The sequence below is a fragment of the Streptomyces sp. R35 genome (genome assembly GCF_041053035.1).
GTDB lineage: Bacteria > Actinomycetota > Actinomycetes > Streptomycetales > Streptomycetaceae > Streptomyces > Streptomyces lutosisoli.
This window is the reverse complement of sequence record NZ_CP163440.1, coordinates 1,816,690-1,828,444: the sequence shown is the minus strand read 5'-3', so window position 1 is coordinate 1,828,444 and position 11,755 is coordinate 1,816,690. Positions and strand designations below refer to the sequence as shown.

The following is an 11,755-nucleotide window of genomic DNA, read 5'->3' as shown; positions in this document are numbered from 1 at the left end:
ACGGTCGCTGACGGCTACGCCGCAGCGGGTCCCGTCGCCGTCCAGCCCGGGGACTGCGGATGGGCGGTCAGGTCGTCGTGCTCGACCTCCTTGCCGCACTCCCTGCAGACGACCTGCGGTACCAGCTCATTGCCGCAGATGTGCTCCAGCACCATCGGGCGGAAGCCGCCCTCCTGGAGATGCCGGTCGCCCCACGCCATGAGCGTCATCAGGACCGGCTCCAGCTCCAGCCCGGCCTGCGTGGGCCGGTACTCGTAGCGCTTGGGGCGGTCGCTGTACTCCACCTTCTTCAGTACGCCGGCGTCGACGAGCCGCTTGAGCCGTGCCGTCAGCACGTCGCGCGGGGCGCCGATGTTGCGTACCAGCTGGTCGAAGCGTGTGGCGCCGAGCGACACCTCGCGCAGCACCAGCAGGGAGTACTTCTCGCCGACGAGGGCGAGCGTGTCGGCGATCGAGCAAGGGCGGGCGTCCTTCATGCCATCAGTCTACGGGGTGGGTTGGTTGTTCCAACCCACTGAGTTACTCTTGAGTCACTTAGCGGGTTTGGAAAGCAAACTCAGTGAGTTTGGAGATCAAACATGCGTGACGCCGTGATCGTCGAAGCCGTACGCACCCCCGTCGGCAAGGGCAAGCCGAACGGCTCCCTCGCCCATGTCCACCCCGTAGAACTCCTCGCCCATACGCTGCGCACCCTCGTCGAGCGCTCCGGCATCGACCCCGCGCTGATCGACGACGTCATCGGCGGCACCGTCGATCAGGTCGGCGAGCAGGCCATGAACACCACCCGGTACGCCGTGCTCTCCGCGGGATTCCCCGAGACGGTGCCCGCGACCACGGTGGACCGCCAGTGCGGCTCGTCCCAGCAGGCCGTGCACTTCGCCGCGCAGGGCGTCATGTCGGGCGCGTACGACATGGTCGTCGCCTGCGGAGTGGAGTCGATGAGCCGCGTACCGATGTGGTCGAACGTGCCGGCGGGCAAGGACCCCTTCGGGCCCGGGGTCGCCGAGCGCTACCCGGAAGGCCTGGTGCCGCAGGGCATCAGCGCGGAACTCATCGCCGCCAAGTGGGGCATCTCGCGCGAGGAGATGGACACCTTCGCGGTCGGCTCGCACCAGAAGGCGGCCGCGGCCTGGAGTAACGGTCTGTTCGAGGCCGAGGTCGCGCCCCTGGAGGGGGTGACCCGCGACGAGTGCGTCCGACCCGCCAGCACCACGGAGATACTCGCCGGGCTCAAGCCCGCCTACTACGACGCCACCTTCGGCGAACGCTTCCCGCAGATCGACTGGTCCGTCACGGCGGGCAACGCGAGCCCCATCAACGACGGCGCCTCCGCCGTCCTCATCACGTCGAGCGAGACCGCGGCCCGCCTCGGACTGCGCCCCATCGCCCGGCTGCACAGCTTCGCCGTCACCGGCTCCGACCCGCTGCTGATGCTCACCGGCGTCATCCCGGCCACCGAGAAGGTGCTGCGCAAGGCCGGCCTGACCATCGGCGACATCGACCTCTTCGAGGTGAACGAGGCCTTCGCGGCCGTCGTCCTCGCCTGGCAGCAGGAGACGGGCGCCGATCTGTCCAAGGTCAATGTGCACGGCGGAGCGATCGCGATCGGCCACCCGCTCGGCGCGAGCGGCACCCGTCTGACGACCACCCTCGTGCACGCGATGCGGGCCCGCGGAGCCCGCTACGCGCTGCAGACGATGTGCGAGGCGGGCGGGCTCGCCAACGCGATGGTGCTGGAAGCGGTGTAGTGCTGAGAGGCGGTGCAGTCCTTCGAGGCGGCGTACCGCTTCAGGGCGGTGTTGTGCTTCGGGGCAGCCCAGTGCCTCAGTGACCGCGCAGGTGGTGGCGCTTGCGCCAGGCCACCACCGTTCCGACCAGCGCCGGTACGGCGATGAAGCCCATCGCGATCAGGAAGGCGGGCGACGTCGGCGACGAGGCACGGGCGCCGGCGACGGCGTACGCGGCGGTGTTCGGGATGGAGCCGAGCGCCGTCGCGACGAGGAAGGGCAGCCAGCCCATACGGGAGACGGCCGCGCAGTAGTTGGCGGCCCAGAACGGCACCCCGGGGAACAGCCGGGCCACCATCATCGAGCGGAAGCCATGGCGGCTGAGCTGTCCGTCCGCCGCCTTTAGCCAGCGGGCGCGCAGCAGCGGGCGCAGCGCGTCCTGCCCGAGGATCCGGCCGAGCCCGAAGGCGACACCGGCGCCGAGCACCGTGCCCGCGAGCGCGGTGCCCAGGCCCAGTTCGGAGCCGAAGAGGGCGCCCGCCGCGAGGTTGAGCAGCGGCCGGGGCACGAACGCGACCGTGCACAGCCCGTACGCCACGGCGAAGGCGACGGCCGCCGCGGCGCCGCCGAGCTGCGGCGGCCAGCCGTCGGCGAGCAGTCGCTGCGGTTCGAAGAGCAGCACGCTCGACGCGGCCGCCGCGAGCAGCACCACGAGCAGGGAGAGCCGCGACCAGGGCGACAGCAGGACTCTCGTGCACCGGGTGGCCAGGCTCACGGGAGCGGCGGCGGCCTCCAAGGCGTCGGCAGCGTGTGCCGCGACGGTGAGGTCCGGTGCGATGGCGAGGTCAGAGGCGATGACGAGCTCCATGGCTGTGGCGCGGGGAGTGGCCGTGGCGGTGCCCCCAGAGCGGGTGGTGGCATCGAGCATTCCGGTGACACTAACCGACCAATGTGTGTGATCGCCGTATGGTTCGTCTCATGGGCGTCACAGCTTCCGGAACGTCGGGTGCACAGTTCGAGGTGCCGAACAGTGCCCTCGCGGACACGGTGCTGGAACGGCTCACCACCACATACGCCGCTGCCGCCGATCCGGAACGGGCCGCGTCGATGCGCGCCTACATGAAGAACATCGCGCCCTTCCTCGGCCTGACCACGCCCGAGCGCCGCGCCCTGTCGCGGACCGTCCTCCAGGACACCGCCCGCCCCGACGAGGCCGACTGCACCGCGCTCGCGCTGCGCTGCTGGGATCTGCCGGAGCGTGAGTACCACTACTTCGCCGTCGACTACCTGCACCGCCATGTGCGGCGTCTGTCGTCGGGCTTCCTGCCCGTGGCCCGCCACCTCGTCGGCACGATCCCCTGGTGGGACACCGTCGACGCAATCGCCTCCCACGTAGTGGGAGGCCTGGTGGCCGCCGACCCGAAGCTGAAGACCGACATGGACGCGTGGAGCGAGGACGACGACCTGTGGGTCGCGCGTACGGCCCTGCTCCACCAGCTCCGCTACAAGGACGCCACCGACACCGAACGCCTCTTCGGATACTGCGTCCGGCAGTCCGGACACCCCGACTTCTTCATCAGGAAGGCGATCGGGTGGTGTCTGCGCGAGTACGCGAAGACGGACCCGCAGGCCGTACGGGACTTCGTCGCCCGGGAGCGGGGGAGGCTCGCGCCGCTGTCGGTGCGCGAGGCGCTCAAGAACATCGGCTCCTGAGGTTCCAGGAAGGTCCCTTCAGCACCCTGAACCCCCGCCGCACCGCCCGAAACACCCCTGCTCGCGGTCACGGAAAACCATTCGACGCGGGCAGACGCGTGGGCAATGATCTCCTCATGTTCCGGTACGCCTTCCTCCTCGCAGCATCCGCAGTCGCGGATGCGCCGAAGGCTGCCGTCCCGATCATCGTGGCCGCCGTCGACGGCGCCCGAAGCTGACCCTTCCCGGATCGTCCGGCGGACCCCGCAGGGGGAGGGTCGGCAAGTCCCTTGGGGTCCCCGTCCCGGCCCGTATGCGCCGGGGCCATCACTCAGTTCCGCTGACACTGAAGAGGCTTCGAGGTACAGCCATGCCCAAGACGGCTTACGTGCGCACCAAACCGCACCTGAACATCGGCACGATGGGTCACGTCGACCACGGCAAGACCACCCTGACCGCCGCCATCACCAAGGTCCTCGCCGAGCGCGGCTCCGGCACCTTCGTCCCGTTCGACCGGATCGACCGCGCCCCGGAGGAGGCCGCCCGCGGCATCACCATCAACATCGCGCACGTCGAGTACGAGACCGACACCCGGCACTACGCGCACGTGGACATGCCGGGCCACGCCGACTACGTCAAGAACATGGTCACCGGCGCGGCCCAGCTCGACGGGGCGATCCTCGTGGTCTCCGCGCTCGACGGGATCATGCCGCAGACCGCCGAACACGTGCTGCTCGCCCGGCAGGTGGGTGTCGACCACATCGTCGTCGCCCTCAACAAGGCCGACGCGGGCGACGAGGAGCTCACCGACCTCGTGGAGCTGGAGGTCCGCGAACTGCTGTCCGCGCACGGCTACGGAGGCGACTCCGTACCCGTCGTACGGGTGTCCGGTCTCAAGGCCCTTGAGGGGGACCCCCGTTGGACCGCGGCGATCGACGCGCTGCTCGACGCGGTGGACACGTATGTGCCGATGCCCGAGCGGTATCTCGACGCGCCGTTCCTGTTGCCGGTGGAGAACGTGCTCACGATCACCGGGCGCGGGACCGTCGTCACCGGGGCTGTCGAGCGCGGCACCATCCGCGTGGGCGACCGCGTCGAAGTGCTCGGTGCCGCCGTCGACACGGTGGTCACCGGTCTGGAGACCTTCGGCAAGCCCATGGAGGAAGCGCAGGCCGGGGACAACGTGGCGCTGCTGCTGCGCGGAGTGCCCCGCGACGCCGTCCGCCGCGGGCACATCGTCTCCGCGCCCGGCAGCGTCGTACCCAGTAGCCGTTTCACGGCGCGGGTGTACGTCCTGTCGACGCGCGAGGGCGGTCGTACGACCCCCGTCTCCACGGGGTACCGGCCGCAGTTCTACATCCGCACCGCGGACGTGGTCGGCGACGTCGACCTCGGTGAGACGGCCGTCGCCCGGCCCGGCGACACCGTCACCATGGCGGTCGAGCTCGGCCGCGAGGTGCCGCTGGAGCCCGGTCTGGGCTTCGCGATCCGCGAGGGCGGCCGGACGGTCGGCGCCGGGACGGTGACCTCGGTCGGCTGACGGCCGGGGGCAGGACGCGGGTGCCCGCTCCGAGGGGAGCGGGCACCCGCTCGTACCGATGTCAGTGCCGTGCGCGAGACTGATCACAGGCGAAAGTCGTGGAGGGGGAAAGCCATGGCGGACAAGGCACTTGTGCTCGGCGGCGGGGGCAGCGGAGGGATCGGCTGGCTCGCCGGGATGCTGTACGGGCTCTTCGAAGCGGGCGTTGATCTGAGCGACGCCGACGTGGTGATCGGTACGTCGGCCGGCTCGTCCGTGGGCGCTCAACTCGCCTCGGGCAGACTGACCCTGCTGGAGCTCTACCAGCGTCAGCTGCTGCCGCAGAGCGCCGAGTCGGCCGGACGCCTGGGCCCGGGCGCCTACGTCCGCTACGCCTGGGCGACGCTGACCTCACGCACCCCCGAGGACTACGGCCGCAAGATCGGCCGGATGGCGCTGGCGGCCCGCACCCAGGACGAGGCGGCGCGTCGTTACGCGATCGAGAGCCGGCTCGCCTCACACGAATGGCCGGTACGGCCGCTGCGCATGCCCGCCGTCGACACGGCCACCGGCGAGCTGCGCGTCTTCGACAAGGACAGCGGAGTGCAGCTCGTGGACGCCATGGCCGCGAGCTGCGCCGTCCCGGGCGCCTGGCCGCCGGTCACCATCGACGGCCGCCGCTGGATGGACGGCGGTACCCACTCACCGGCCAACGCCCACCTCGCCGCCGGGTACGGACAGGTCGTCGTCCTGGCACCCGTCGGTGCGGGCGGCGGCCCGCTCGTCTCAGCCGCCGACCAAGGCCGCAAGCTCGCCGAGGCGGGTGCCCGGGTCACCGTTGTCACCCCTGACAGGGCCGCCAAGCAGGCCTTCGGCCGAAACCCGCTGGACCCCCGGGTCAGAGCGGCCGCCGCCCACGCCGGCCGGACGCAGGCGGTGGCTCACGCCGAGGAGGTCGCAGGGGTCTGGCAGCGCTGACAGCGCCCCTGTAGCCGACCTGGCTACAGCGCCCCGAAGGGGCGCGGGGAACTGCGCGACCAGCCACCTCCGACCCGCGGCCAGACACAAGCAGGGTCGGCACAGCGGCACAATGGACCCGTGGACGAGCCGATACCCGTGACACGGGCCGTGGATCACGGGACCGCCAAGCTGATGCCGGACGTCGACCGGAAGCGGGCCTGGCTGCTGACGGTGGACGGGGCGCCGCAGTCGTACGTCGACCTGGACGCGCCGACGCATCTGGAGTTCGAGTACGCGCGAAGGCTCGGCCATGTGCTGGACACGGTGGCGGAGCCGGAGACGGCCCTGGACGTGCTGCACCTCGGCGGAGGGGCGCTCACCCTGCCCCGCTATGTCGCCGCGACCAGGCCCGGTTCGCGGCAGAACGTGGTCGAGGCCGACCGGGGCCTGCTGTCCCTGGTCGGCGAGTATCTGCCCGTGCCCGACGACGCGGGCATCACCCTGCACGGCGCGGACGCCCGAGCCTGGCTCGAAGCCGCCCCGGCCGACTCCGCCGGCATCCTCATCGCGGACGTCTTCGGCGGCGCACGCGTACCGGCGCACCTGACGTCCACCGCGTACGCGCGTGCCGCCGAGCGCGTGCTGCGCGCCGACGGTGTCTACCTGGCCAACCTCGCCGACGCCGCGCCCTTCGCCTTCCTCCGGTCCCAACTCGCCACGTTCTCGACGGTGTTCGAGGAGCTGGCCCTCATCGCCGAACCGGGTGTCCTGCGCGGCCGTCGCTTCGGCAACGCGGTACTCGTGGCGTCCCACCGCCCCCTCGACACGGCCGCCCTCGCGCGCCGCACCGCCTCGGACGCCTTCCCGGCGCGGGTCGAACACGGCCCCGCGCTGCGGGAGTTCATCGGCGCCGCCGAACCCGTACGCGACGAGAACGCGGTCCCCTCACCCGAGCCGCCCGACGGAGCCTTCAGCATCGGCTGACCCGGGCACGACAGCCGCCGCGGACGAGTCACCCGGCCCGGTCGCCCCACCTCGCGCAGCCGACGCGCCCGGCACGGGCGCCCCCTGCGCCAGCGCCTTCGTCCGCCGCGTCAGATTCCGTACGTCCGGCACACACAGCACCGCCGCCGTGACCACGACGACCAGCGTCGCGCAGCCCCACAGCGCGGTCGTGCGCCCGAGCGCCTGCTCCGCCGGGCCCGCCAGGGCCGTGGCCAGCGGGACCATCGCGATCGAGCCGAACCAGTCGTACGCCGAGACACGCGAGAGCTTGTCCTCGGGGATCTCCTGGTGCAGCGCGGTCATCCACGAGACGCCGAACACCTCGATCGCCAGACCGCTGACGAACATGACGGCGCAGAGGGGGCCCACCGGCACCGGTACCGCGAGCGCGGCGGCGGGGGCGGCGAGCGGGAAGACGCAGAGGGTGCCCGCGAGCAGGAGCCGACGGGGCTTCCAGCGGGTCATGAGCAGCGCGCCGCCGACGGTTCCGGCGCCGAACGCGCCGAGGGCGAGCCCCCACGGCCCCGGCCCGCCGAGGCTGTCCCGGGCGACCAGCGGACCGTACACCGCGTCGGCGGCACCGACGACCGCGACCACCACGGAGAACTGCGCGACGATCGTCCACAGCCACGGCCGCCCGATGAACTCGCGCCAGCCTTCGCGGAGATCGGCGAGTAGGCCGCCGCCGGGTTCGCGCGGCGGTATGTGGCTGACGTCGAGGAACGAACGCAGCGCGCCCGCGACCGCGAACGCCACCGCGTCCGCGGCGAGCACCCAACCCGGCCCGATCACGGCCACCAGGGCCCCGCCGAGGGCCGCGCCGCCGAGGCCCGCGCCCTGCATCGCCATCCGGAACATCGCGAAGGCGCGGCTCGCCTGCTCGCCGCCGACCGAGGACATCAGCATGCCCTCGGCCGCCGGGTTGAAGAACGCCTGTCCCGTGCCGCCGAGCGCGGACAGCAGCATCATCTGCCACAGCCGTGCGTCACCGGCGATGACCAGGACCGCGAACGCCGCCTGCGACACGCAGTTGAGGACGTTGGCCGCGACCATCACGCGATGCCGTGGCAGCCGGTCCGCGACCGCACCCCCGATGAGCAGGAAGAGCACCAAGGGCAGCGTCCGCGCCGCCGCCACCAGGCCGACGTCACCTCCGTCGCCGCCCGCGTCGAGTACCGCGAACGCCGCGGCGATCAGCGCGCCCTGGCTGCCCAGGTTCGTGACGACCGCGGCGGCGGTCAGCAGGGTGTAGTTCCGGCCCGCCCAGGAAGGGCGGCGCGAGCGTCGCGGGAAGTCGGCGGCAGAGGTCACCGAGCGACTATCGCCGCCGGAGCCCCGACTTGCCAAACCAGTTCTACGAGTACCGGACACAGGTCAGGGGCCCTTTGCGCGGCGAGAGGCAAGAGGGGAGCGGTGGGTGGAGGTGGCGAGTGGCGATGCGGAAATCCCACCGCCGTAGCCGGCCCCCTGTGCGCCGTACCCGGCTCAGTCCGCCGTTCCCGGCTCCGTCCCGCCGTACCCGGCTCAGTCCGCCGTACGCCGTTCAGGACTCCGTCGGATCACCGTGCAGCCGTACCGTGCTGAGGATCTTCTGGACGGTCGCGTCCGACACCTCCTCCGACACGCCCTTGGCGCCGTAGAAGGTCCAGGACACGATGTCGCCCGCCGAGTTCTTGAAGGCGAACGTGGTCGCCTTGCCGTCGGAGTCGCACTTGCCCTTCTTGGGGACCCCGGACGAGTACGTCGTCGCGACGCTGCCCTCGACGCCCGACGTCGTCGTGTACGGCTTGGGCTTGCCGATGGTGAGCAGCTTCTTGGAGGCGCTCTTCTGGTCGGTGTAGCCGCCGAAGACCCACCACGCCGAGTCGTTGCGCGCGGGGTCGTCGGTGTTCTTGGCACCGCTCTGGCCCTTGGTGCCCGCGGCGGCCAGCGCCGTGTCGCTCTCGTACCCGTCCTTGTCGTCGTCGGACGTGCACCACTGTTCTTTGAGGAAGGCGGGCGCGGACATGCCGATCAGTGAGGAGCCGTCGCCCTTCTCGTCGTCCTCGAAGCCGATGAAGGTACCGGGAGTCTTGACCTCCCAGTCCGCCGGAACGTCGAAGGCGGTGCCCCACTTCGGGTTCACCACGACCTTCCAGCCCGCGATCGTCGCCTTCTCCTCGTCGCCGCCGCGCGGGTTGTCGTCACCACCGCTCGCGCTCGGCGACGTGGAGGCGGACGCCTTGGGCGACTTGGACGGGTCGCCGCCCGCGTTGTCGTCCTTGCCGCCGCCACCCAGGACGAGGAAGCCCGTGACCCCCGCCGCGATCACGACGGCCGAGGCCGCGACTATCGCGGTGATCTTGGTCTTGTTGCCGCCACCGCCACCACCACCGCCACCGCCACCGACGCCCGGTGCTTGCGGCGCGCCGAGGGGCTCCGGCGGAGCTCCCCACTGCGGCTGCCCGTACTGGTTGGGCTGCTGGTACCCGGGCTGCCCGGGCTGACCGGGCTGCGCGGTCTGCTGATATCCGGGCTGCTGGTACGGATTCGGCTGCTGGTACCCCGGCTGCTGGTACGGGTTCTGGTCCTGCTGGTTCTGCTCGCCCCCGGGCGGCTGCTGTTCTGGCCACATGGCCGGTAACGATAGAGGGGACAGGGACCCGGGTGCCAAGGCGGTCCCAAGAGGGCCGGGCACCCGGGGAGTTGGCTCAGGACGACGTCGGATCCCCGTGCAGTCGTACGGTGCTGAGGATCTTCAGGATGGTCGCGTCGGGGATCTCTTGGTCCACGCCGGTGGCTCCGTACAGATTCCACGCCACGTAGTCGCCCGCCGAGTTCTTGAATCCGAACGTGATGGCCTTGCCGTCGCTCGCGCACTTCCCCTTCTGGGGCGTGTTCTTGGACCTGGCCCAGGCGACGCTGCCCTCGACGCCCGACGTCGTCGTGTACGGCTTGGCCTTCTTGTCGAAGGTGATGCTCTTCTTGTCGGGCTGTGTGTAGCCGCCGTACACCCACCAGGGCACCTGGTTCACGGCGACCTCGTCGGCGTTCTTGGCGCCGCTCGCGCCCTTGGTGCCCACCGCGCCGAGGGGGGTGTCCTCCGTGGTGCCGTCCTTGTCGTCGTCGGACGTGCACCACTTGGACTTGAAGTAGGCGGGCGCCGACATCATGATGATGGGCTTGTCGCCGGCCTTGGCGTTGTGCTTCTCGAAGCCGATCGACGTGCCCGGCGACTCGACCTCCCAGTCCGCCGGAACGTCGAACGCCGTACCCCACTTGGGATTGACGACGACCTTCCAGCCGGCGATGGTCGGCTTCTCGTCGTCGCCGCCGCGCGGGTTGTCGTCCGAGGCCGACGCGCTCGGGTCCTGCGACGGGCTGACCGACGGCTTCGAGTCCTTGCCGCCGTCGGCCTTGTCGTCGTTGCTCCCGCCGAGGACCAGGAGGCCGGTCACACCCGCGGCCACGACCACGGCCGTGGCCGCCACGATCGCGATGACCTTCGTCCGGTTCCCGCCACCGCTCGGGGGCTCGGGCGCTCCCATGGGAGAGGGAGCGCCCCACTGCCCTTGCCCGGGCTGCTGCCCGTACGCGTCGGGCTGCTGATACCCCGGCTGCTGGTACCCGGGCTGCCCCGGCTGTCCGGTCTGCTGATATCCCGGCTGCTGGTACGGATTCGGCTGCTGGTACCCCGGCTGCTGATAGGGGTTCTGGTCCTGCGGGTTCTGCTCGCCCCCGGGCGGCTGCTGTCCTGGCCACATGTGCAGTAACCCTAGTGCCGCCTGTGACACGTTTCGGTCACCGTGAATCTTCAGCCATGTACCGGTCAGGAGTCGGAGGGGGCCTTGAAGAGCCGTACGGTGGCGACGATTTGACGCACCGTCGCGTCCGATACCTCCTCGGACACCCCCTTGGCGCCGAAGAACTCCCACGACACGATGTCGCCCGAAGGGTCCTTGAAGGAGAAGACGGTGGCCTTTCCGTCGGTGGCGCACTTTTTCGTTTTCTTCACACCCGACGACGAGGCGGTCGCCAGGCTGCCCGTGATGCCGGACTTCGTCGTGTACGACTCCACGACAGTGGACGTGACGAGCTTCTTGTCGGGCTGGGTGAAGGCGCCGTAGACCCACATCGCCGCGTCGGCGCGGGCGGCCTCCTCGGGGCTCTTCGCCCCGTTGTTGCCCTTGGTTCCGGCGCCCGCGAGCATCGAGTACTCCTTGGTGCCGTCCTTGTCCTCGTCGGAGCCGCACCACTGTTCCTTGAGGAGGGCGGGGGCCGCGACACCGATGAGGGGCTTGTCCTCGGGGTCGTCGTTCTTCGAGACGTACGTGACCCAGCTGGTCGACTTGAGCCCCCACTCCGCGGGCACGTCGAAGGCGATGCCGCGCTTGGGGTTCACGACGGCCTTCCAGCCGGCCACGGTCGGCTTCTCGGCGTCGTCGGTGCCCCGCGGATCGCTCGCCGGACTCGACTGCTGGGACGGGGACTTGGTCGGCTCGGGGTCGGTCCTGTCGTCCTTGCCGCCGCCGAGCAGGACGAATCCGGTGACACAGGCGGCCACCACCACGGCCGTCGCCGCGACGATCGCGATGACCTTGGTCCTGTTGCCGTCGCCGCCCGTCGGCGGAGGTGCCGCAGGGCCCGCCGCGACCGTCGGGGCGTTCCAGGGCCCCGGCGGCTGCTGATACGGGTTGGGCTGTTGATATCCCGGCTGCTGGTACGGATTCGGCTGCCCACCGCCCCCGTACGGCCGCCCGCCCCCGACGTTCTGCTGCGGATTCTGCGCGCCCCCTGGCGGCTGCTCTCCTGGCCACATGGGGCGTAACGATACGACGATCATCGGCGGGCGCTGGTCAAGAATTGCTACTCA

The 11,755-nt window shown here is 70.9% G+C and carries 11 protein-coding genes; 5 read left to right on the top strand and 6 right to left on the bottom strand.

Annotation, left to right across the window (positions count from 1 at the left end; translation table 11 throughout):
• Positions 1 to 14: 14 nt before the first annotated feature.
• The gene (locus tag AB5J50_RS08670; protein ID WP_369256468.1) at positions 15 to 476 is read right to left on the bottom strand and encodes a winged helix-turn-helix transcriptional regulator; all 462 of its coding nucleotides are present in this window, start codon (positions 474 to 476) and stop codon (positions 15 to 17) included.
• 102 nt (positions 477 to 578) lie between these two features.
• Here AB5J50_RS08670 and AB5J50_RS08665 point away from each other — a divergent pair, with 102 nt between their 5' ends.
• Positions 579 to 1,748, top strand: a complete 1,170-nt coding sequence (locus AB5J50_RS08665; protein ID WP_369256466.1) for an acetyl-CoA C-acyltransferase — start codon at positions 579 to 581, stop codon at positions 1,746 to 1,748.
• A 76-nt stretch (positions 1,749 to 1,824) separates the two neighbouring features.
• Here AB5J50_RS08665 and AB5J50_RS08660 read toward each other — a convergent pair whose 3' ends face one another.
• Positions 1,825 to 2,655 carry a TVP38/TMEM64 family protein gene (locus AB5J50_RS08660; RefSeq protein ID WP_369256464.1) on the bottom strand — a complete coding sequence of 277 codons (831 nt, stop codon included), beginning with the start codon at positions 2,653 to 2,655 and terminating at the stop codon, positions 1,825 to 1,827.
• Between the two features lie 50 nt (positions 2,656 to 2,705).
• On the opposite strand from AB5J50_RS08660, the gene AB5J50_RS08655 reads away from it, so the two are divergent.
• The 4 genes from AB5J50_RS08655 (at position 2,706) to AB5J50_RS08640 (ending at position 6,882) form a co-directional block, all read left to right on the top strand.
• Positions 2,706 to 3,440, top strand: a complete 735-nt coding sequence (locus tag AB5J50_RS08655; protein ID WP_369256462.1) for a DNA alkylation repair protein — start codon at positions 2,706 to 2,708, stop codon at positions 3,438 to 3,440.
• A gap of 349 nt (positions 3,441 to 3,789) precedes the next feature.
• Positions 3,790 to 4,959 (top strand): elongation factor Tu, encoded by a 1,170-nt coding sequence (gene tuf, locus AB5J50_RS08650; RefSeq protein ID WP_369256460.1) that lies wholly within the window; start codon positions 3,790 to 3,792, stop codon positions 4,957 to 4,959.
• A 114-nt stretch (positions 4,960 to 5,073) separates the two neighbouring features.
• Positions 5,074 to 5,916 (top strand): patatin-like phospholipase family protein, encoded by an 843-nt coding sequence (locus AB5J50_RS08645; protein WP_369256458.1) that lies wholly within the window; start codon positions 5,074 to 5,076, stop codon positions 5,914 to 5,916.
• Positions 5,917 to 6,036: 120 nt separating this feature from the next.
• The gene (locus AB5J50_RS08640) at positions 6,037 to 6,882 is read left to right on the top strand and encodes a spermidine synthase (RefSeq protein WP_369256456.1); all 846 of its coding nucleotides are present in this window, start codon (positions 6,037 to 6,039) and stop codon (positions 6,880 to 6,882) included.
• Here the strand turns inward: AB5J50_RS08640 and AB5J50_RS08635 are convergent.
• From AB5J50_RS08635 to AB5J50_RS08620, 4 genes are all read right to left on the bottom strand, one after another.
• The gene (locus AB5J50_RS08635; protein WP_369256454.1) at positions 6,844 to 8,214 is read right to left on the bottom strand and encodes an MFS transporter; all 1,371 of its coding nucleotides are present in this window, start codon (positions 8,212 to 8,214) and stop codon (positions 6,844 to 6,846) included. The two genes, AB5J50_RS08640 and AB5J50_RS08635, sit on opposite strands and share 39 nt — an antisense overlap.
• 232 nt (positions 8,215 to 8,446) lie before the next feature.
• Complete coding sequence (locus AB5J50_RS08630) at positions 8,447 to 9,517, bottom strand: hypothetical protein (RefSeq protein ID WP_369256452.1); 1,071 nt, start codon at positions 9,515 to 9,517, stop codon at positions 8,447 to 8,449.
• A 76-nt stretch (positions 9,518 to 9,593) separates the two neighbouring features.
• Positions 9,594 to 10,646, bottom strand: a complete 1,053-nt coding sequence (locus tag AB5J50_RS08625) for a hypothetical protein (protein WP_369256450.1) — start codon at positions 10,644 to 10,646, stop codon at positions 9,594 to 9,596.
• Positions 10,647 to 10,711: 65 nt separating this feature from the next.
• On the bottom strand, positions 10,712 to 11,701 hold the full coding sequence (locus tag AB5J50_RS08620; RefSeq protein ID WP_369256448.1) for a hypothetical protein: 990 nt from the start codon (positions 11,699 to 11,701) through the stop codon (positions 10,712 to 10,714).
• Between the last annotated feature and the right edge of the window lie 54 nt (positions 11,702 to 11,755).